This window comes from Streptomyces sp. NPDC055966, from assembly GCF_042269865.1.
Lineage (GTDB): Bacteria > Actinomycetota > Actinomycetes > Streptomycetales > Streptomycetaceae > Streptomyces.
In genome coordinates this window covers 1-20,239 of sequence record NZ_JBHJYK010000044.1, presented here as the reverse complement: position 1 = coordinate 20,239, position 20,239 = coordinate 1, and the positions used below count along the sequence as shown (strand labels likewise).

18 protein-coding genes and 5 pseudogenes are annotated in these 20,239 nt (G+C 68.9%); 7 read left to right on the top strand and 16 right to left on the bottom strand.

Annotated elements, in window-relative coordinates; genetic code table 11:
- Window positions 1-136: 136 nt before the first annotated feature.
- Window positions 137-945 (bottom strand): annotated as a pseudogene (locus ACFC8N_RS46770) (class I SAM-dependent methyltransferase).
- Window positions 946-1,427: 482 nt separating this feature from the next.
- On the opposite strand from ACFC8N_RS46770, the gene ACFC8N_RS46765 reads away from it, so the two are divergent.
- From ACFC8N_RS46765 to ACFC8N_RS46750, 4 genes are all read left to right on the top strand, one after another.
- A complete protein-coding gene (locus tag ACFC8N_RS46765; RefSeq protein ID WP_376295800.1) occupies window positions 1,428-3,758 on the top strand; it encodes a tetratricopeptide repeat protein in 2,331 nt (776 codons plus the stop codon).
- A gap of 96 nt (window positions 3,759-3,854) precedes the next feature.
- A complete protein-coding gene (locus ACFC8N_RS46760) occupies window positions 3,855-4,403 on the top strand; it encodes a hypothetical protein (protein ID WP_376295799.1) in 549 nt (182 codons plus the stop codon).
- A 165-nt stretch (window positions 4,404-4,568) separates the two neighbouring features.
- Entirely contained in the window at window positions 4,569-5,237 is a 669-nt protein-coding gene (locus ACFC8N_RS46755) for a DUF4097 family beta strand repeat-containing protein (protein WP_376295798.1), read from the top strand.
- Window positions 5,238-5,361: 124 nt separating this feature from the next.
- Window positions 5,362-6,600, top strand: a complete 1,239-nt coding sequence (locus ACFC8N_RS46750) for a serine hydrolase domain-containing protein (RefSeq protein ID WP_376295796.1) — start codon at window positions 5,362-5,364, stop codon at window positions 6,598-6,600.
- 114 nt (window positions 6,601-6,714) lie between these two features.
- Here ACFC8N_RS46750 and ACFC8N_RS46745 read toward each other — a convergent pair whose 3' ends face one another.
- The 4 genes from ACFC8N_RS46745 to ACFC8N_RS46730 all read right to left on the bottom strand — a co-directional run bounded on the left by ACFC8N_RS46745 (window position 6,715) and on the right by ACFC8N_RS46730 (window position 10,627).
- The gene (locus ACFC8N_RS46745; protein WP_376295795.1) at window positions 6,715-6,891 is read right to left on the bottom strand and encodes a hypothetical protein; all 177 of its coding nucleotides are present in this window, start codon (window positions 6,889-6,891) and stop codon (window positions 6,715-6,717) included.
- Window positions 6,892-7,307: 416 nt separating this feature from the next.
- Entirely contained in the window at window positions 7,308-8,546 is a 1,239-nt protein-coding gene (locus ACFC8N_RS46740) for an IS110 family transposase (protein ID WP_376295793.1), read from the bottom strand.
- A gap of 1,330 nt (window positions 8,547-9,876) precedes the next feature.
- Window positions 9,877-10,467 carry a hypothetical protein gene (locus ACFC8N_RS46735; RefSeq protein ID WP_376295792.1) on the bottom strand — a complete coding sequence of 197 codons (591 nt, stop codon included), beginning with the start codon at window positions 10,465-10,467 and terminating at the stop codon, window positions 9,877-9,879.
- A gap of 16 nt (window positions 10,468-10,483) precedes the next feature.
- A complete protein-coding gene (locus tag ACFC8N_RS46730) occupies window positions 10,484-10,627 on the bottom strand; it encodes a hypothetical protein (protein ID WP_376295828.1) in 144 nt (47 codons plus the stop codon).
- 16 nt (window positions 10,628-10,643) lie between these two features.
- Between ACFC8N_RS46730 and ACFC8N_RS46725 the strand changes: the two are divergent.
- Window positions 10,644-11,072: pseudogene (locus tag ACFC8N_RS46725) on the top strand (lanthionine synthetase LanC family protein); the annotation flags it as partial.
- 316 nt (window positions 11,073-11,388) lie between these two features.
- On the opposite strand, the gene ACFC8N_RS46720 reads toward ACFC8N_RS46725, so the two are convergent.
- From ACFC8N_RS46720 to ACFC8N_RS46680, 9 genes and pseudogenes are all read right to left on the bottom strand, one after another.
- A complete protein-coding gene (locus ACFC8N_RS46720) occupies window positions 11,389-12,972 on the bottom strand; it encodes an amidase family protein (protein WP_376295790.1) in 1,584 nt (527 codons plus the stop codon).
- Window positions 12,969-14,189 (bottom strand): MAB_1171c family putative transporter, encoded by a 1,221-nt coding sequence (locus ACFC8N_RS46715; RefSeq protein WP_376295789.1) that lies wholly within the window; start codon window positions 14,187-14,189, stop codon window positions 12,969-12,971. Before ACFC8N_RS46715 ends, ACFC8N_RS46720 begins: the two co-directional genes overlap by 4 nt.
- 15 nt (window positions 14,190-14,204) lie before the next feature.
- Window positions 14,205-14,759, bottom strand: coding sequence for a hypothetical protein (locus tag ACFC8N_RS46710; protein WP_245790855.1), 555 nt, complete (start codon window positions 14,757-14,759; stop codon window positions 14,205-14,207).
- Window positions 14,760-14,805: 46 nt separating this feature from the next.
- The gene (locus tag ACFC8N_RS46705) at window positions 14,806-15,294 is read right to left on the bottom strand and encodes a hypothetical protein (protein ID WP_079173681.1); all 489 of its coding nucleotides are present in this window, start codon (window positions 15,292-15,294) and stop codon (window positions 14,806-14,808) included.
- Between the two features lie 333 nt (window positions 15,295-15,627).
- Window positions 15,628-15,786: pseudogene (locus ACFC8N_RS46700) on the bottom strand (transcriptional regulator); the annotation flags it as partial.
- Between the two features lie 173 nt (window positions 15,787-15,959).
- On the bottom strand, window positions 15,960-16,271 hold the full coding sequence (locus tag ACFC8N_RS46695; RefSeq protein WP_376295787.1) for a transposase: 312 nt from the start codon (window positions 16,269-16,271) through the stop codon (window positions 15,960-15,962).
- A 69-nt stretch (window positions 16,272-16,340) separates the two neighbouring features.
- On the bottom strand, window positions 16,341-16,478 hold the full coding sequence (locus ACFC8N_RS46690) for a hypothetical protein (RefSeq protein WP_376295785.1): 138 nt from the start codon (window positions 16,476-16,478) through the stop codon (window positions 16,341-16,343).
- A gap of 98 nt (window positions 16,479-16,576) precedes the next feature.
- Window positions 16,577-17,083 (bottom strand): DUF6624 domain-containing protein, encoded by a 507-nt coding sequence (locus tag ACFC8N_RS46685; protein WP_356038703.1) that lies wholly within the window; start codon window positions 17,081-17,083, stop codon window positions 16,577-16,579.
- A gap of 120 nt (window positions 17,084-17,203) precedes the next feature.
- Window positions 17,204-17,317: pseudogene (locus ACFC8N_RS46680) on the bottom strand (IS5/IS1182 family transposase); the annotation flags it as partial.
- A gap of 116 nt (window positions 17,318-17,433) precedes the next feature.
- Here ACFC8N_RS46680 and ACFC8N_RS46675 point away from each other — a divergent pair.
- A pseudogene (locus ACFC8N_RS46675) lies at window positions 17,434-17,691 on the top strand (IS5/IS1182 family transposase); the annotation flags it as partial.
- A gap of 88 nt (window positions 17,692-17,779) precedes the next feature.
- Here ACFC8N_RS46675 and ACFC8N_RS46670 read toward each other — a convergent pair.
- Window positions 17,780-18,229, bottom strand: coding sequence for a MarR family winged helix-turn-helix transcriptional regulator (locus tag ACFC8N_RS46670; protein ID WP_376295783.1), 450 nt, complete (start codon window positions 18,227-18,229; stop codon window positions 17,780-17,782).
- 698 nt (window positions 18,230-18,927) lie between these two features.
- Entirely contained in the window at window positions 18,928-19,290 is a 363-nt protein-coding gene (locus ACFC8N_RS46665) for a hypothetical protein (RefSeq protein ID WP_362821855.1), read from the bottom strand.
- A gap of 121 nt (window positions 19,291-19,411) precedes the next feature.
- Between ACFC8N_RS46665 and ACFC8N_RS46660 the strand changes: the two genes are divergently transcribed.
- Window positions 19,412-19,927: a hypothetical protein gene (locus tag ACFC8N_RS46660; protein ID WP_356040175.1), complete on the top strand. Its 516-nt coding sequence runs from the start codon at window positions 19,412-19,414 to the stop codon at window positions 19,925-19,927.
- The last annotated feature ends 312 nt before the right edge of the window (window positions 19,928-20,239 follow it).

Here is a 20,239-nt window from a genome sequence, read left to right as displayed (position 1 = left end):
CTTCCGGGCTGTGTGCTTCCGTCGCCACCGCGGTGCGCCTGGGCGCACTGGGGTCCGTGGCGATACGCCGGAGGCATGTAGGCAAAGGTCAGCTGGGTGAAAGAAGCCTCAGCCCATCCACTTGGGCAAGGCCACGTCAAGCCTGGCCATGCGCCATCAGGGCTGCGTGAGGCAAGATCAGTTCACCGTCCGGACCGGTAAACTCCGCGCTCAACGACTCAAAGTGGTTTTTGATCTCGGCAATGACCACCGGGTTCTGACTCGTTACGATCTGGCCGATCGTTGCCACTCCGGCCGCCGGTCCGCTCCACCACTCCTCGAGCGTCGTCTGGTGATCCCAGGTCAAGGTGTTGCAGAAGACGTCCGTCAGACCGGCCTCACCGAGCAACGCGGCGAAGCCCTGTTCAGTGCGGAGGAAGTCGTCTTCGGGAGCAAGAGCCGGCAGGTGGGCTGGACGCGTGACGCCTGCCGCCTGCACTGCCCTGCCCAGCAGGGCCTGTCCGGCGGCCGTGGGAACTGCCCAGATGGTGACGGCTTCCGCCCGCCCGGCCGCGTCACCCGTCGCAGCTCCCTCAGGGCTTCCTGGGGCCGTCCGACGTGGTTGAGGACGAAGTTGCCGATCACGGCATCGAACTCGTCGTCGGCGAACGGCAGGTGAGGCAGAGTGGCAAGCCGCACGTCAGCTTCCGGAGCTGCCAGTGCGGCCCGGGCGACCATGCCGGGTTCGGGATCCACCGCCGTCACCTTCGCTCCCCGATCACATGCGACTGCGGCGGCGCTGCCAGTGCCCGTCCCGACATCGAGGACCCGTACACCCTCCCTGACCCCAGCAGCGTCGAGGAGCCCAGGCACCGGATGAGCGCAGAGTTTCGCAAAACTCGCAGCATAGGCATCGGCCTGCCCCGCCCACGCCCGCCGCTCGGACTCATCAAACGCCGTCTGCACTAGTTGTCCCCTCCCTGGATCAACCACCGCCGTGACAACAACCCGGCGGACCGACGCTAACGCATAGCTGATCAACTGTGACCGGGGATCAGAAACACGCACGAAGCTTGTTCTTTTTCTTCTGGCCTCGAGCGGTGTCCCGAACGAGGTCACTCACCTGGGCATTCGCCGGACATGAGGGTGGCCTTCGTCTGATCCTGTGCTCCGTCACGAGGAGAACCAGCAGGCCTGTTGCCCCGTCCGCTGTGGTGCAGGCCGCAGTGAAGAGGTTCCGGCCCACGCGGGGATCGTTCCTTGGAGATGCCGACCGACTCGTGGCTGTCATTCCAGCCCACACCGGGAGCGTTCGCCGGCTGTCTCTCTGGCCGGTCCGCAAGGAAGTTGCCGCCACCCCAACAGGGGGAGTCGGTCCTCATCGGCCCCGGCATACCTCACTATCTTCGGTGATCGACAGATGAACCAAGAAATAGGGGGAGGCAAGGGTGAGCGAGGAGTTGGCGGGCAGCCTTCGGCAGCTGCGCGACCGGACCGGGCGGAGCCTGCGCGAACTGGCGCAGGAGATCCATGTCAGCAGCTCCTCGCTGTCGCGCTACTTCTCCGGTCAGGCCGTCGCGCCGTGGCCGGCGGTGGTGGCGCTGTGCAGGGTCGCCGGACGGGACCCCAGGCCGCTGCGCGAGATGTGGGAGCGGGCCAAGGACGCGCCCCGGGCCGACGGCGCCGCAACCCCGGTTCCGGCGGTACGCAACGACCTGCCGCACGACATCACCGCGTTCACCGGGCGCCGCGACGAGCTGGCCGAACTCCTCGCCGCCGCGCGGGAGGCGACGGTGGTGGCGATCGACGGCATGGGAGGGGTGGGCAAGTCCGCGCTGGCCGTGCACGCCGCGCATCTGCTGACCGCCGACTTCCCCGGCGGCCAGCTCTATCTGGACCTGCACGGCTTCACCCCGGGCCGGGAACCGGTCGAGCCCGCGGAGGCGCTGCGCGTGCTGCTGGCCGCACTCGGGCTCCCGCCCGGCGGGATTCCCGAAGGGGTCGCCGAACGGGCCGCGCTGTGGCGGTCCGAGCTCGCCACACGGTGCGCGATCGTCGTGCTGGACAACGCCGCCGACGCCGACCACGTACGCGACCTGCTCCCCGGCGCCGGCCGGAGCTTCGCCGTGATCACCAGCCGCCACAGGATGGTGCACCTGGACGGCGCCCGGCCGCTGTCCCTCGACGTCCTGCCGCCCCAGGAGGCGGCGCGGCTGTTCGTCGCGTCCGCGGGCGGAACCCGGCCCGGCGACGTCGGCGAGGTGCTGCGCCGCTGCGGACACCTTCCGCTGGCCATCCGGGTGGCCGCGGCGCGGTTGCGGCACCGGCCCTCATGGACCCTCGACACTCTGGTGGAGCGTCTGCGCGAGGGCGAGTTGGCCGTCGCGGACGTCTTCGGGATGTCGCTGCGTCAGCTCGATGCCGCCCAGCGGCGGATGTTCGGGTTGCTGGGGCTGGTGCCTGGCGACGACATCGACGCCTACGGCGCTGCCGCTCTGGCCGGGATCCCGCTGGCCAACGCCCGCGCCCTGCTGGAGGACCTGGTGGATGTCCATCTGCTCCAGGAGCCGGCGGCCGGCCGCTACCGGATGCACGACCTGCTGCGGCAGGCCGCCCGCGCCGAGGCGGCCGCGGCCGATCCCGTGCCGGCGATCGCCGGTCTGGGCGACTACTACCTGAGCGGCCTGCTGGCTGTGAAGCAGCGGGTCGAGGTGCTCATCCCGCTGCCGGTCATCGTCGAGCAGCCGCCCCCCGCTCTTCCCGACCTCTCCGTCTACGACACAGCCGTCGACTGGATGAACACCGAGTGGGCCAACCTCACGGCTGCCTTCGCGCTCGCGGTGGAACTGCGTATCGACGCGCTCGCGGTCGGACTCGGGCAGCTCGCCCTGCTCTCCGAAGCCCGGCGCGGCGGAGTGGCACGCCTGATCCGGGGACTTGAGGCCAGCTTGCCCGCCGCGGAACGGCTCGGCGACCGCCGTATGCTCGCCTCGCACCGGTACCTGCTGGGGGCCGCGCTGATACGCGTCGGCCGGATGGGGGAGGCGGTGCCCCAGCTGGAGGCGGCCCGCGCGCTGATGGCCGCGGAGGGCGATCCCGACGGCGAGGCATTCACCCTCATGAAGCTGGGGGAGGCCCTGACGTACACAGGCGATGCCGAGGGCGGCATCGCCCTCATGCGTGAGACTGTCGCACTGCCCCTGGCCCACGGGTCCGCCGTCCGTCTTCGGGTGTGGACCGCCATCGGTACCGCGCTGGTGCAGCTGGGGAGGTTCCACGAGGCCCACGAGATCGCCGCGGAGCGGATCGAGGCAGCTCGTGCGCTGGACAGGCAGACGGAGCGCATGTGCCTGGACGTGCTCGGCTGGGCCGCACTCGGCCGGGGCGACGCCGAGGTCGCCCTCGACTTCGCCGAGCAGTCCGCCGAGATCAACCGGACGTCCCGCCATGCGGTGTTCGAGGCGATCAGCCTGACGGACGTCGCCGTCGCCCTGCGCCACCTCGGCCGCGTCGAGGAGGCGACCGCCAGGCACGCCGAGGCCGTGCGGATCCTCGAACGCGTCGGCGAGCCGCACTGGATGGCGCGCAGCCGCCTCTTGTACGCGCGGTCCTGCCTGGCCACGGACGACCGGGACGCCGCGGCGCGGCACTTGCGGGCGGCGCTGGAGATCGCCACCGCCAACGGCATCGACTACCTGGTACCGGAGGCGCGTTCGACCCTGGCCCAGGTGTCCCGTCCCGTCCCGGGACACCTGCACCACGACCGTCCGGGGGAGTGACGACGCAGGTCAGCTGCGTCTCGGTGGGATGTCCCGCGTCCCGGGCAGCGGGGAATGAGTCGTCGGGGACGGGCCACGGCGATGAGGCTTCCCTCCATGGACACCAGGCCATCTCTGCTCACCGAACTGGATGCGCTGCCCGACCGCTGGGACGTGCACGGGACGCTCGCTGCGCCCGTTGAAGCGGTCGCCGCTCTCCTGCTCGCCGTCGCCGAGGGGCGGGTGGGCGATGACAACCTGCTGATCCTGGCCAGAGCCTCGGCAGCGCAGCGGGGGGCGATGACTGTCGTAGCGGGGTCCGGCGCCGACACCTACCGCGCGGAGCTTGCCGGGCCGGTGGAGCCGGTGGAGATCCAGGTGGACCGGGCCCACTCGAGAGTGGCGGTGCAGAGCTGGTACGCCGGGGTGCACCACGCCACCGCCTGCCCCGTGGGCACCCGGGTGACCCATCGCGTCCTGCGGGTTCTTCCCGAGCATCCGGGTTTTGCAGCCGGGATCGCCGAGATCGGTCTGTACGCCCGCATGGCACGCGACCTGAGGCAGGTGCTGGAGGTGATCGCCGACCGGCTCGGCTGCCCCCAACCGGTCCTACCCACCAGGGCCGAATCACCCGCGGATGCGATCCCCTCGACCGGCCCGACCTGAACGAAGCACACCTCTCCATGCCAGCGGACACGTCAGCACGGTGACCCCTGGCGTCAGCGCAACCTTCGACCCTGGCTTCACCGCTCAGATCACCGACCGCATCAGCCTCGACAAGGTCCGTCCACCAGCACGGACGCCGTAACGAACCGTCAGGAGAGGATCGTCATGCCAACGTTCACCACCCCCGTCTCGATCACCGCCGTCCTTGCCGTACCCGCCGGCAACGTCCGGTTCACGGCCACCGACCGCGCCGACACCGCAGTGGAGATCACCCCCGCGGACCCCACCAAGAGCCGCGATTCCAAGGCGGCAGAGCAGACCACGGTCGACTGCACCGACGGCGTCCTGCGGATCCAGGGCCCGGCCAGGAACCAGTACTTCGGGCCCACCGGCGCCATCGAGGCGAGCGTCCAGCTGCCCGCCGGATCCCATGTCGAGGTGAAGGCGGCCAGCGTCGAACTGCGGGCCGTCGGCCGGTTCGGCAACGTAACCGTCGCCGGCGAGCACGGTTCGATCGACCTCGACGAGGCCGCCAGCGTACGCCTGACCACGGTTGCCGGTGATGTCGCGGTCGGCCGCGTCACCGGCCCCGCCGAGATCCGCACCAGCAAGGGTGACATCAGCATCACCGAGGCCGTCCGCGGCTCCGTCACGCTGCGCACCGACGCCGGCAACATCTCGGTCGGCGCCGCCGCCGGCGTGTCGGCCTCCCTGGACGCCGGCACCTCCCACGGTCGGATCCGCAACTCCCTGAAGTCTGCCGAAGGCGGCGCTGACCAGCTCGTCATCCACGCCACCACCTCCGACGGCGACATCACCGCCCACAGCCTCTGACCAGCACCGACCGACCGGCTCGGCCGTCGGCAATCCGCTCCCCGAAACAAGGCCGCCTCGCCCGAGGACGAGCCCCGCGGGCGCGGCAGCCCATATCCGTCCGTTCCATCAAAGGAGCACCACCATGTCCACAACCCTGACCGGCCGACGCAGCGGCTTCTCCCAGACAGGGCTGAGCAGACTGCACGACACGCTGGCGCGGCACGTCGAGTCCGGGAAGATCCCAGGGCTGGTCGCCCTGGTCAGCCGGGGCGACCAGACACATGTGGAAGCGATCGGGACGATGCGCCATGACGGCGGCGCGCCGATGCGCCGGGACACGATCTTCCGGATGACGTCCGTCTCCAAGCCGGTCACGATGGCGGCGGCGGGGGTCCTGCTGGACGACTGCAGGCTGCGGCTCGACGACCCGATAGATCAGTGGCTGCCCGAACTCGCCGACCGTCAGGTGTTGAAGCGGGCCGACGGCCCGCTGGAAGACACGGTGCCCGCGCAGCGGCCCATCACCGTGCGCGACGTGCTGACCTCCACGTTCGGGCTCGGCGTCGACCTGACGTTGATGGGCTCCCCGATCATGACCGCCGTCCTTGAGCGGTCCAACTACGACCCGGATGCGGGGCCGGCGCCCGAGCCGGATGAGTGGATGCGCCGCCTCGGCGAGCTGCCGCTGTCGTACCAGCCCGGACAACGGTGGCAGTACGACCTCGCAAGCGACCTGCTCGGCGTGCTCGTCGCCAGGGTCACGGACCGGCCGTTCGAGTCGTTACTGCGCGAGCGCGTCCTCGAACCGCTGGGGATGAAGGACACCGGTTTCCACGTGCCCGCCGACAAGATCGACAGGCTGCCGCCTGTCTACTTCCCCGAGGCGACCGGGGGGTTCCAGGTGTGGGACGAGGCTGAGGGAGGACGGTGGAGCCGGTCGCCGGCGTTCCCGTCAGGCGGCGGCGGGCTGGTCTCCACCGTGGACGACTACCACGCCTACCTCCGGATGCTGCTCGACCACGGCACGCACGAGGGCGAGCGGATCCTGTCCCGGCCCGCGGTGGAGCTGATGACCACCAACCGCCTCACGCCCGAGCAGAACGCCGCCCGCACCGCCCTGGCTCGTGACAACGTCCATCTGAGCTTCGGCCAGGGACAGCACGGCGGTTGGGGTTTCGGGATGGCCGTGCGCGCCTACCGCAGCGACTACGCGCCCCTCGGCCAGTTCGGCTGGGACGGCGGAACCGGCACCACGGCATACGCCGACCCGCACAACCAACTCACAGGAATCTTGCTCACCCAGGTCGGGCTGTCCACCCCGGACCCGGCACGGCTCATTCACGACTTCTGGACCACCGTCTACCAGGCAATCGACGACTGACACCGGGCCCGCCGCCCTCGAATTGGATCAGACAACAAACAAACCCCAGGCCGCTGACCTGGGGTTTCTCTCTGGAGCGGGTGACGAGAATCGAACTCGCGCTCTCAGTGGACGTTAAGTCCGTTTCTGGTAGCGGCCTCGTCCGGGTTGAGTGAGGAAGCCTTGTCGGACGAGGCGTCCGAGGCGGCTGCGGGTGACGTTGACGGTCGCCTCGTCGGTGGGCATGTCGAGGAGTTCGTGCAGCTCACGGGCTCTGAATACCTGGTCGGTGTGCTGATTGAAGGCGTTCACGATGGCCTGGTAGGCGGTGCCCGTTTCGGGCGGGCCCGGGTTCGGCTCCTGCCGGCGCGACCTCCGCGATGACCTTCCGGGCGGTGTCCAGGTCCGCGAGTCGGGCCTCGGTCTCGGCCAGGGCAGCGGTCAAGTGCTCGATCTGACCGCGTAGTTCTGCGGCTCGGGCGGTGACCTCGCCGTGCTGGGCCTGGAGGCCGGCGAGGAGTTCGGCGACGTTCACGCGGCTCTACCTTCCTTCTGGGATCGCACCAGCCATTCGTAGGGTTGCGGCACCCAGGGGAACCGGGTGTGGCTTTCACGCGGCTGCCGTTCATGGCTCGGCTGGCTTGGCCGCCCGGTTCCCCACGACGACTCGGCCGCCGATTGGGAAGTGCGAGAAGGTCGCTGTGTAGACATCCGATGCGCTTTACTCGTCAAGCTGCGGCCTGCGGCTCGGCGGGTGAGGGTGGGAATGCGGCGGTCTCGGTGTAGTGGATGCGGTCGGTGAGGCAGTGGTGTAGGCAGCCCAGAAGCCGGTTGTAGAGGTTGCGTTGAGCGGCGGTGTGGCGGTCTCCGGCTTTTCGGCGGCGGTCGTAGTGGGCGCGGGCTCCGGGTGAGGCGGTCAGTGCGGAGAAGGCCCAGACGTAGCCGGCCGCGGCGAGTCGTTGGTTTTTGACCTTGCGGGCCATGACCGCGAGGTGTTTGCCGGAGGCCCGGGTGACGGGGGCAGCGCCGGCGTAGGCTTTGAGGCCCTTGGCGTCGGCGAAGCGGGCCCGGTCGTCTCCGATCTCGGCGAGTACCCGGGCGCCGGTGAGGGCGCCGAGGCCGGGGAAGCTGGTGATGATGGCGGCATCGGGGTGCGTGTCGAAAGCTTCGACGGCCGCGGTGGCCAGGTCGTCCGCACTAATACACGCGGCGTCCAGCTGCCGCAGTAGGGCGGTCGCCTGCTGCCCCATGGCCTGCTCGACCAGCGCAGGCTGGCGCATCTGGGGCCGCCGGAAGACCTCACGGAGTCGTTCGGCTTCGGCCTCGATGGCCCGCTTGCGGCCGGCTCTCTTCAGCAGCGCCCGGAGCTGGGGCCGGGTGAGCCGGGCGGCCTGGTCCGGAGTGGGGGCAGCGGCGAGGAGGACCCGGGCGAGAGGGTGACACAGGCCCTCGCGTGCGCTCTCGAAGGCGGTGAGGAAGCCAGGGAAGTACTCCCGCAGGTGGGAGCGGAGTTTGTTGCTCGCCTGGGTGCGGTCCCAGACTGCGTCCTGCTGTGCTCGGGCCAGCACCGCGATGGCCTGGGCGAGTTCGCTGTCGTGGGGCAGGGTGCGGTAGGCGGCTCTGTCGGTCCGCAGGATGTTGGCCAGGACCATGGCATCGAGGTGGTCGGACTTTTTGCGGGTGACCGCGTGGCGTTCGCGATAGCGGGCGGCGGCCATCGGATTGATCGCGTAGACGGGGCGGCCGGTCGCGCGCAAGCAGGAGACCAGCAGGCCGCGCGAAGTCTCGATGGCCACCGGTATCGGGGCGTCCTCACGGTCACCGTGTTCGGCCAGGAGTTTGAGCAGCTGCTCGAGTCCGGTGGCGTCGTCGGTGATCCTGGCTCGTGCGGCCAGGACACCTTCGTGGTCCACCAGGGCGATGTCGTGGTGGTCGCTGGCCCAGTCGATCCCGCAGGTGACGGTCATCGTGGTGCTTGCATCCTCTCGACTTTGGGACGGTGCGGCTGGCTGCCGCCGCGCGGGGCACGCGTCTCCCTAATGGAAGGGCTCGATGGCCCGGCATCCGATTAGCCGTTCGTGACCCCAGCTGTCCGCAGGGCCCTCGGTCCGTGCAGGAGCTGAATGGCTCCCGGTTGTGTGAGAGGTGTTCCCTGCGGATGGCTCAGACCACGATCATCAATAGCCGATCACCAAGCAGGACCTGGGGTCGGGGAGGGACGCTGTGATGCCGGACGGGGCCGGGAGCCGACTCTTGTCCAAGGGCTCAAGGCCCAGGGGTACTTGACGGCTGGCCCGGGCCCGACCGCCGCACAGCGACTGCGCCGGTGGGTAAGGAAGAGGGGCAAGGGCAGGATCTGCCTACACAGAGAGCTCATGGCTCAGAGCAATGCCAGACCTCGGCCCTGCCCCCGAGATCCGGATCTGCTCTACGACGAGGGCTCCGGATCGGTGCCCATTAGGGGGTCCTGGGCAGGCTGCTCCCTCGTTCGCCGGCCTATCCGGGGCGTCCAGACCGAGGGAGAACAATGCGATGACGGCACACCGACCAGCGCCGGCCTCCGGCACGCCCGCGCCGACCACGAGCCCGACCCCGAAAACAAGATCACCGAGAGCGAGTACGACAGCCGTAGCCGCACCACCGAACTTTGGCTGCTCAACCCCACGTCAGCGACCAGGCTGGCGCGCATGTGGTCGGCGATGGATCAGCCGACGGCCTTGCGGCTGAAGCAGTCCGGCACGGTCGCGAGATAGAGGAACTCCCCCTGGGCAAGCCTGGGACCTCTGCTTGAGGTCCCAGACCCACGGTGGCGAGTTAAGCAGCCGGAGACGAAGTCCTGACCGACAGGCTGCAGCCACTCAGGTCAGATCGTGTCGATCTGCCAGGCGATCACGCCTGTCGCCCTCTTGGCCGCATCGACATCAAGGCGCAGCTGCTTATGGCCTGTGATCCGCTGCTGGACGACGGATTGGTGGGCCCTTCAGTGGCCCGAGCGGCGATGGGGCACCCTGCGGACTGTGCTGGATCGGATCGTCGCGCGTTCGACAGGGACGGCTCCCGCCCCGGCGAGGGCGTCCTCGAGGCTGGGTTGTTCTTCCGGGGTGCTCACGAGCGCTGCACGGCTACTGGTTCACCGTGATGGCCGGGTGCCTGGGCAGGTCGTCCGCTCCCGGTCGTCACCCGGCCGGACTACGGCAGAGGGCCGCCGGGTGCGGAGGGTTCGGCGTATGCCGGGCGGCGCGAGCCGGTCAACTGGGCGTCTACGCAGGCGGGTTGGGCAAGCGGCCCGGCTCGCGGTCAGCGGCGTCCGTGGCGGCGTTCGGCCCGGTTGCGGGGCGGGAGCGGTCGGGCGGCCTCGGCCCGCGCCTCCTGCTCGCGCACCCGGCGCTCGTAGTCCTCGCGGGCGCCGATCTCGGCGGCGGTGCGGCGCGCGAGCGTCGGGGCGGCCCAGGTGCCGATCGCCCAGGCGACGATGGCGGGCAGGACGGGCGCGAGGAGCAGCAGCGTCCAGCGGCCGCCGGCGGCCGAGGCGGCGTTCCTGCGCTGCCGGGAACGGTGCTCGCGCCATGCCTGTTCGGGGGTGGGGATCTCCACGGGTGCGCGCCGGGTGCGCACGTAACCTGCGACGAGGCTGAGCAGGCAGGCGACCGCCGTCACCGCGTACACCGCGGTACGTGCGGAGCGGGGCACTCCCACCGCTTCCCAGAACCCGGCGTAGAAGGCGGTCACGACGAGCCCGGCGAACAGCAGCAGGGCGAGCTGGAAGCAGCCGTGTGCGATCCGGCGTAGCCAGTACGCGGCGCCCCGGTCGAACCAGCTGGTGCCCAGGCGGGGAATCGCCGCCGGCTCCAGCTGCTCCCCGGGGACGCCGTCCGCCGTACTTTTCATGTCGTCCCCACCAACATCAGAAGATCTTGTGCCACAGCGCCTTGGACTTGTCGCCGATCCAGTGGCCGGTGCCGGTCACCATACCCTCGCCCGCGTGCCACGCCTGGGTCGCGGAGTGGCCGCGGCGCCACGACTCCCACCCGAACCACGAAACGAGCACGCCGAGCCGGGTCGCCTGGTGTTACGGCAATCTCGGAGTCGCTCGTTCTCTTCAACTCGCCGGTCTTGCCTTCTCCGAACCCGCATTGGGGCACCTCGCACACCAGCTCATGAGATCGGCGATCCGTCGGCCGCCGGACGTCACGCGAATCTCGGCCCCGACGTTCTGTCATGGCCAGGCTGGCGTCCTCCATCTGCTGATGAGATTTCAGGACGATCTTCCGTTTCATGACCCACTGCTGACCGAATACGCTGAATCCTGCCTCCGATCGGTCCTGGGCCAGTACGGTCCGCAGAAAACATTCGGCTTCAGCGACTTTCATCCGCTCACCGGCCCCGTGGACAGTCCCGGACTGCTCGAAGGCGCAGCCGGCGTCGCACTCGTGCTCGCCTCCCTTGCCGGAGACGTCCCGCCCGACTGGGAACGGCTCGTCCTTATCGGGTGAACCGATCTGGCCCGGGAGGGCGTCGCCGTGAGCAATGGTCAGGAACCCTGCTCGTCCCGGGCGGCCGGACTCGGATACTCCGGCGTCTTCACTCCGGTCCGGGCCCAGACCAGCAGGTTCCGGCCGTCGTCGGCATTACGGGCCGGGTGGGTCAGCACGTACGTTCACGGCCCGCCACCGCTCACCGCTTCCGCGCGGACTCTACGAGTCTGACGACCATGGTCAGGGCGGCGACGCTGGGCGACCGGCTTCCCGGGCTCACGGACGTTCCGGACCGACCCGGCCCGGAACTCCGCGAAGCGAGCTGCAGATTCGGCTACGTCGAGAACACGGACGGCTGAGCCGGCTCGGGGAGCCGCTGTGCGAGCTGCTTGGCCGCATGGAGAACTGTGCGGTCGGCGAGGTAGGGGCCGATGATCTGGACGGCGAGCGGGAGCCCGTCGCTGGTCGTGCCGGCGGGCAGGACGATGGCCGGCAGTCCGACCGGGCTGGCCAGGTTGAGCCAGCTGGTCTGGTCGAAGAACGGGCGCTTCGTGCCGTCAACCGTGATGTACCGCTGCGGGAGGGGAGTGCTGCTCTGGTCGGGGACGGCGGCAGTCGGCGTGGCGGGGGTGATCAGGATGTCGTGGTCCGCGAAGTAGGCGTCCCAGGCGCCGCGCAGCTTCTGCCGTGCTTCGTCGGCTACGCACCAGTCGCGGTGACGCATGGTGCGGGATCGGAGGAAGAACCCGCTGGGGTCGTCGGCGGTGATCTTCTCGGCAGCCGCGACGTCGGCTGCGAACGCGGTGTCGGTGGCGGTGGCCGAGGCGGTGGCGTACATGAGGCGCTGGAACAGCTTGTCGCTCTCGGCGAAGTCAACGGGCTTGGTGGAGTCGTCGACAGTGGCACCCAGTCCCCTGACGAGCTCGGCGACCTGGGCGAGGAGTGCGCGGCTGTCGGCGTCGATGCGGCAGTACGCGTCGTCCGCCCAGATGCCGACGCGGTAGTCGCCCAGCTCGGTCTTGGCCGGGGTCGGCAGGTCGATCTTCCATCCGCCGCGGTCGGCGGGGGCGGGCGCGGCGATGACGTCCAGGAGGAGACCGAGGTCCTCGACGGTCCGGGCGATCGGGCCGAGCGTGATCATGTCGCTGCTGGTGGCCCAGCCGGGCAGGCGGGGGATGTGACCGCGGGTGGGCACGATCGGGCTGGCTCCGCGCGAGGTCCGCAGCGCGTAGACACCGCAGTACGCGGCCGGCAGGCGCAGCGAGCCGGCGAGGTCGGAGCCGACCTCCAGGCTGGTGAAGCCCGCGGCGACCGCGGCGGCCGGGCCGCCGGAGGAGCCGCCGGCGGTCTTCTCGGAGTCGAAGGGGTTCAGGGTCCTGCCGAAGATGGGGTTCGACGTCTGGATGTCCTGGCACATGGTCGGGACGTTGGTGTGGCCGATGATGACGGCGCCGGCGGCGCGCAGGAGGGCGACCGCGTCGGCGTCGCTGTCGGGGACATGGCCCGAGAGGCTGGGCGTCCCGCATGTGGTGCGCATGCCCTCGACCTCGAGGGCGTCCTTCACCGTCATCGGCAGGCCGTGGAGCGGGCCGAGTACGTTCCCGGTCTCGGCGAGGTGCCGGTCGGCCTTGTCGGCGGCCGCTCGGGCGCCTTCCAGGTCGAGCGTGATGACGGCGTTCAGCTCGGGGTTCGCTCGCTCGATGTGTTCCAGGTGCTGTTCCAGCAGGTCACGACTTGTGATCTTGCCCTCGCGCAGGGCGGTGAGCTGGTCGCCGGCGGACGCGAGGCGCAGCGGGGCAGCGCGGCGCCGGCTCGTGCCGGTGTGGGGCCCCGCACTGGCGGAGGCGCTCAGGGCGGTGACGGCGGTGAGGGTGGCGAGGGCAGGCGTGGTGGCGAGCACGGTGCGGCGGAGGATCACGAATGGGCTCCTGATGCGGTGCTGGGGAGATCGGTGGTGGGTGTCGCTGGGTCGGGCGGAGTGAAGAAGCGGGCGACGCGTTCGAGGTGAAGCTGTTCGTCCTCGGCTGTCGGCAGGGGCAGGTGGGCGTCCACGTACTCGACTGGCGCCTCGACGGGGGCGTCCGTGTGGAAACGGGTGAGGGCCGCACGGATCTGGTCGGCGGTCACGGCCGCGACCAGTTCGGCGCCGGTCAGCCCTTCGGCCGCGCGCCGTGCCTCGGCCTCGGTGCGTACAGCGGGGTCGAGGTAGCGACGCAGCAGCTTCTGGCCGTGGCGGATCTCCGTGCGGCGTCGCAGAAGGGGAAAGTGCGCGCTGCGGCCGTGAAGGATGGAACCGCGCTGAGGGTCCGGTCGGAGCAGGGTGATTCCGGGGTGTGCCTGGGCCAGGGCGGCCCACAGAGGCCGCAGGCGCCGGTAGCCGACGTGCGCGGATGCCCAGTTCCTGCCGTCTTCCACGCGGCGGACGAGTGTGGGGAGGAAGTAGCCGATCTGGGTGAGGGTGGCGCCCACATCGCCGCAGATCCACGCGTAGGGGTCGAGACCCTTGACGCTGAATCCGAAGACCGCGCCGAGGACGGCCCCGATGCGGATGGCGCTGTAGCCGAGGGTGATGGCCGCGCCGACGGCCACGAGGCGCAGGCCGACGGCGATCGACCGGTTGGCGGTCGCGAGGGCGTACTTCCAGCACGACCGGGCGAGGTAGATCTGGGCCGGCGTGTAGGCGCCGATGTAGAGCCACAGGTACGCCTGGAAGTACGGATTGCCTGCGTAGTAGAGCGAGAAATCGAAGGGCCGCTCGACGGTGGGGGCCAGGAGCGCGAAGAGCGAGGCCATGCCCGCGATGACGCAGCCGGCTGTGATGAGCAACTGGCGGCCGCGGCGCCGGGCCGCGTCGAGGGGCCTGGACCAGTAGGCCAGGACCGTGGCCTGGAGGGCGAAGACGAGGACGACGCAGCTCTGGGCCAGCGGCACAGCGATGTTCGGCACGCCGAGGATGCCGTCGATGCGCACCCACACCCAGGTGAGTGCGATGAAGTAGCTGAGCGCGGAGAACCCGAACGTGAAGGCGAGGACCACCAGGGCGGGGTCGCGTCTCCGCTTGCCCAGGTCGCGGAGCAGGAGGAGGAACCCTGTGCCGGCGATCGCGAGACACAGGGGGTGGAGTATGTCTTTCACGGTGGTCTGTTCCGGTCAGCGCAGCAGCGTGCGGGCTATGGGGTCGTCGGCCTGGGAGCCTCGGGCGGAGGCCGCCCGAGCCTTGGACACGTGCTCCTGCAGGAGGGAGCCGATCATCTCCGCTTCGAACTCGTCGGGTTCGTCGTACTGGGTCCGGCCGAGGACCAGCTGAGCGGTGGCAGGGTCGATGTCCGTGATGAGACCGCCGAGGCCGGCGACGTCCAAGGACTCCTTCTTGTGGCGGTGCTTGAGCATGTGGGCGAACTCGTGGCCGGCGACGATCTCGGTGTATGCCGCACTGACCCCTTCGTCGTAGAAGAGGTAGTCCGTGTCGACGGTGGCAAGCCACAGACCGCACGGCGTCGAGGGGTCCAAGGAGGCCGGGTCCGAGAGGTCCGGCGTGAACGGCATCAACCGGATCTCTCGGTTGAGCTTCCGCTCGATGAACGGACGCAACTCCAGGACGCTGTTGACGGCGGGAAGCTCAAGTTCCTCGACGAACGCTCTGCTGCGCCGCTCGACTTCTTCGGTTCGGTCGACGGGCCGGCGCGCACGGCGGCGATGCCACATGCGTGTTCCTCTCAAGAGCCCCGTGGGAGTTGAGCGTAGTGGCTGGTCAGGAAAGGTCGTCTTCGGGGGAGGGGGGCAGGCCCTCCTTCTCCCGCACGGAATCAATCTTCTGCATGACCTCGTTGAGGCTGTGCGGGGACAGTCCGATGGCGCGAAGTGCGATCTGTTTCACACCCGCCTGGCTGAGCTTGCGCAGCAGCTCGAACTGTTCGGCGACCTTGCGGGTCACCTCGTCCTCGACGAAGAAGCCGGCCTCTACGCCGAAGAACCGGCCGAACAGCGGGACGAGTTTGACGGTGGGCGTCTTGCTGCCCTTGCGGAGCTGGCCGATGTACGCGCCGGTGATGCTCTCCTGGCCGTACGAGGAGATCGTCCGCGCCACGTGGGCGTTGCTGAACTCGTCCGCGCCTGGCGCCCGGACCCTGTCGAACAGGTAGTTCAGACGGTCGGCGAAGGACGCGCCGGGACCGGGTACGGGAACCGGGGGCGCCGGCAACGGCGTCTCACGGTCCGCTGTCTCGCCTGCATGGGGCACGATGCGCTGCTCTCTCTTGACGTGGCTAAACTATAGTTGACGCTGTGGCTGACGGGAAGCTACCTTCACCTGCGCAAGCAGCGGGATTCTTCCTGGGCCACAGGGGAGCCCAGGAAGATGACCGTCATCGGTGCACCTGCGACGAGTGAGTCGCTGGACGAGCGGGAACACCCGCCCCGGCTGCGTGTGGGCGGGACCAGTACCGGGGCGTCGGCCCCGGCTGGTCCTCCCGATTCGCGGGTTCAGGTACCTCGGGACTGCCGAGCCGCGCCAGGGCGGCGTGTACACGGATGCCCCGTTCGCGCATGGGTGGCTGCTCATGACCCCACCAGGCTAAGCGGTCGGCTCCGGAAGACCTTCGGGGGTTGGGATCTGCAGCTTCAAGGGGAGCCCGGCTGCGAGGAGGGTTTCGGCGACGGTGGTGCGGGCGCAGAGGACGGAGCGGCCGGCGCGGTGGGCACTCACCAGACCTGCGTTGCGTAGCGCGGTGAGGCGAGATCGTCAACTTGTTGGGGTTGGCGGGTTGTTGAGGGTGTAGCGGGTCGTGGTGAGACTGGACGGCGGCTCTGATCAACATTTCGGGATGACCGTACGTCACTGATCTCCAACCCCCCGTCGGCTACCCCACCATCGTCCCCAAGGACACCTCCAAGTGCGGTGGTCTATCACCTGCTCGGCCTCGTCCGGGGAGGGTCGATCTCCTGGGCAAAAAACACCGAAGCGGTTTTGAGGATCTCGTTCGCCCGCCTCAACTCCGCTACTTCTTTGCGGAGTTGCTTGAGCTCGTCCTGCTCAGCGGTGGTCAGCCGGTCGTCGCGCTCGCCGCGGTCGGCCTCGGCCTGGCGGACCCAGCCGCGCAGGACCTCCTTGTGGATGCCCAGGTCCTTCGCGACGTGGGCGATGGGCCGACCGGTGGAGCGGACCTCACGGATCGCGCGCTCGCGGAGCTCGGCGGGGTATTTACGGGGTGCTGCCATGGTGCTGGTGGTTCTCCTTCGCCAGGACCGTAACCCTGGCATCAGGGACTCCACAAATCTCAGTACAGCTCACTCCGGCATCTTGTCGAGGATCCAGCGCCTGTTCAGCAGCCCGTTGCGCACCCGCAACCCGGTTGCGGTGCCAGGTGCCAGGAACGGGCCGGTGCGGTCGCCGCCCTTCTGGCAGCCCTGGGCGTAGTCGCACAAGGTGTGCTCGTAGCGGGGGTAGGGCCTGTCCGGCGGAGCATTGCCTGCGGCAGGTGAGCCCGGGCAGTGATCCACCGGACGCGACTGGGAAGCGGGCGTCACGCCATGGAGAACTTGGCGACGTACTCGTCGAAGGGCTCGATGCCGACTTCCGCACGGAGTTCGTCCATGCGCTCGGGCTCTTCACAGGGCCACGGAACCGGTGACCCGTCCTTCACGCCGGCGATCTGAGTGCCGTAGACCTGCTTGCGGCCCTCATTGACCAGCGTGCGGTCGTGCAGAAAGGCCAGCTCGCGCGGGCTGGCCGAGCCTGCCGACACCGCCTGCTGCATCAACTGGAGAGCCCGTCGCTGAACGTCGAGCTGCCGGTCGGCGTGCTGAGCGATCAGCCACGCCGCGCGTGCGGCCTCCTCGCCAACCAGCTCCGCCGTTGGCCAGCCGTATTCCTCCATGATCTCGTCGAGCCGGTCACCGTGCCGGGCGGTCAGCCGTCGCCACGCCAGCTGCTCGTCGGGGTCATCGCTGTTCGCGCGGAATGCGGACTGGTGATCGGCCGCAGCCATGTCCGTGAGTTCCACCGCCAACGCGGCAACGTCGTGCGCCACTCTCAACTCCCAGGTCAGAACCGTGCTTTGTCTCCGCCCGCAAGCCTAGAGGTGCAAAACGGATGTAAAGATCATTCCGGAGAACGGTGACAGGCGCCTCGCCGCACGGAGATAATGGATCTACCCCCGGAGCCAGAGCCGGATCGCTGCGACGGTCACGGTGCCCTGGAAGACATAGGCACGCCTGTCGAACCTAGTGGCCACGGACCGGAAGTTCTTGAGGGCGTTGATCGTCCCAGCACGCAGCCCAGGTCACCGCGGACATGCTCGCCGAGGTGACCTGGCGGCAAGGCAGCAAAGGGCGGATGACCTCACGGTTCGCCGTGCTCACCGTGCGTCCGGCGGGCAAGCAGTCCAACCGTGCCTACCTGCGACGTCGCGGTATCCGCTGCACCATCCCGGACAAGGCTGACCAGGCCCGTAACCGCAAGAAGATCGGCTCTCGGGGCGGGCGGCCGCCGAAGTTCGACGCGGAGGATTACAAGGCCCGGCACGCGGTTGAGTGCGGCATCAATCGCCTCAAAAGGCACCGTGCCGTGGCCACGAGGTACGACGAACTCGCGGTCCGCTACGAAGCAACCGTGCTCATCGCAGCGATCAACGAGTAGCTCTGACCGCGGTAAACCCTTCGGCAGCATCACCTGGCGGGCCTTAACTTGCCCCTGCTCGGGTACGTCGACCTCTACGACGGCACCGTCAGGTGAGGTTGTCGGTGACGTGCTGGAGTACGGAGACCGCCGTCGCGTAGTCCTCCTCCGCGATGTCGCCGAGGAGTTCCGAGCGCACCCGGTCCATGTGTTCCTTCGCCGTCGCCAGGCCCTCGTGGCCCTGTTCCGTGAGGGTCAGCCGGCCGTCCGCGCCGACGCCGAGCCAGCCCCGGTGCACGAGAGCGTCGGCGGCGTGGACCATCACCTGGGTGTCCATGCCGTAGGGCACGTCCAGGGCACGGATCTCTTCTTTGGTGAGGCCGTGCTCGGCCCGGACGATGTTGTTGAGCGCCCACCACTGGGGCTGGGTCATGTCGATGCGCGCCAGGGCAGCCTGCGAGTGCCGCAGGATCGCCTCGGTGGCGCCCCAGGCAACCAGGGCGATCGGCCGCTGGTCGAGCGCGGTGGTGTTGTTCCTCGGGGTGCTTATGGTCGTCATGATCGCGAGGCTAGGACCTTAAGTGCGGTTGAGGTCAAGGCCGGTTCCGACCAGCGGCCACCGCGCAGCCGCCACGAGATGCGACGAACTCGCCGTGCGCCAAGAGGCAACCGCACTGGTCGCAATCCTCAACAAGTGGCTGTGACCAGCACTTTCGCAACAGGCCCTACCCGCTCTCGGCCCCGGGCACCCGCGCTCCGCAACCCGAGCCCGTGCTGGGTCGAGCCGAACCTGACGGGCCGCCATGGCCATCACGGCAATCGGGCTGCGCCGCCCTTCTTCGAGGCGGCTCACCCCTGCGTCTGCACTTTGGAGATGAGCGCGATAGCTCCCGTCGCCGAAGACAAGCACACTTGCTGGCGGGCCCGCCACGTGTGCACAGCGTGCTGCCCATTCTCGGGTTCTGGCACAAGTTGTGTGGTGGACCGGGCCGGCGGCGACGGGCAAGGACATTGGGCTCAGCGAAGCAGCAGGTCAGCGGCCGTACTCGGCTACGGCCTCACGGTACGACGGGGCGGTTCCACACAACCTGTGCCAGAACCCATTCTCGTGAACAAAGCCAACCAGTCTGAGTCTCCAAACTGGGCTGGAACGCAAAAAGGCCCGTGCGCCCCGTGAATCCATCGCGGGGCGCACGGGCCTTCGCCGTGTGGTCGTGTGGTCATGTGCGTCAGACTGGCCGAGTCGCAGGTGCGTGGTCAGCCACGGTCATCCCGGCCACTCACGGGATGGGTGTAGCGGATGGGCTTGCCAAGGCTGCGGGCGTAGTCGATCTCGTTGCGGGTGCTGTCGCCGATGTAGCCGTCGGGGTTGACGACCAGGATCTCGTCCGCCATGTCGATCTTCCGCAGGTGCAGGGTGCCCAGCACCTGCTTGAGCCGGTGGGCCTGCTGCGGATCGGCCCAAAGGGGGTGGGGGACCTTCATGTTGCAGCCAGGGGCGAGGACGATGCGGCCGGCCGCAGTCTCGTACAGGGCCGCTTCGGCAAGTTCGTCCCAGTAGGTGGTGGAGCCGCACAGGACGACAACTGCGGGCCGCTCGGGGGCGTGGGGCTGTTGCACAGGATTCCTTCCAGGTGGGTGCGTGTTTCTGAACTCCGGCTAATCGCATCCCTTCCGTGGGTCGCGTCAACGAGTACGTCAGCACTTGCCGAGCAGCGCGGTCAGCCTCAACGATGACGCGGTGGCAGACAACACATGGACTTCGCTCATCACTGCAGGCGGCGCCCTCTTGGGCGTTGGCCTCGGCGGATGGCTCACGACTTGGCGGGATCGAAAGACGTGGGCCAACGAGGAGATACGCAAGAATCGAGAGGATCGCGAAGCCGCCTATGCCGAGCTTGTTGCCTCGGCGACTGAACTTCGCGCGAGTGTCGCTCACATCAGACACGCTCCCTCGCAGAGTCTGAACCACGGCGACGACCCGGCATTGCACGAGGACCTAGCCACGGAGCGGCGTCAGGCTGGAACCTGTATCGGCCGACTCAACAAGGCGGTCCTCGTAGTGAAGCTGCTTGGCACCCCGGGCGTCTTCTCCGCCGCAGATGAGTTTCGCCGTCTGACCCCGCAGATAGTGGAGGCCATCAATGCCAGTGTGTTTGATCTCGCTCGTGGCCGTGCCGCAGACGCAGCGGTCGCCGACCAGCTCGATGACCTCATCGAGCGATTCATGAACGACGTCGCTCGTGAGGGTCGGTAGTGATCACACAACGTCGGTCGGCCCCCCGATAAGGGGTCAGCCGTCAGCCGGTGCTGGATTTCTCGGCCAGCTGAGGGTGACGCCTTTCCGAGCCCGGCGCCTGGTCATGAGGGTGATGGCGGCCCAGGCCGTGGTGGTCACGCGCTCACCCCCGCGATGGCGTCGGCCAGGAGCGCGACTACGTCGACGCCGTACGGGTCGGCGTAGCTGTCGTGGTTGATGGGCGACGTGTGAGTTGCGGTGGAGTGCGTCAGCTGTCTGCACCGGGAGTGTGGGGTGTTTGTGCTGGTCGGGGGAGTGGACGGGGGCGTG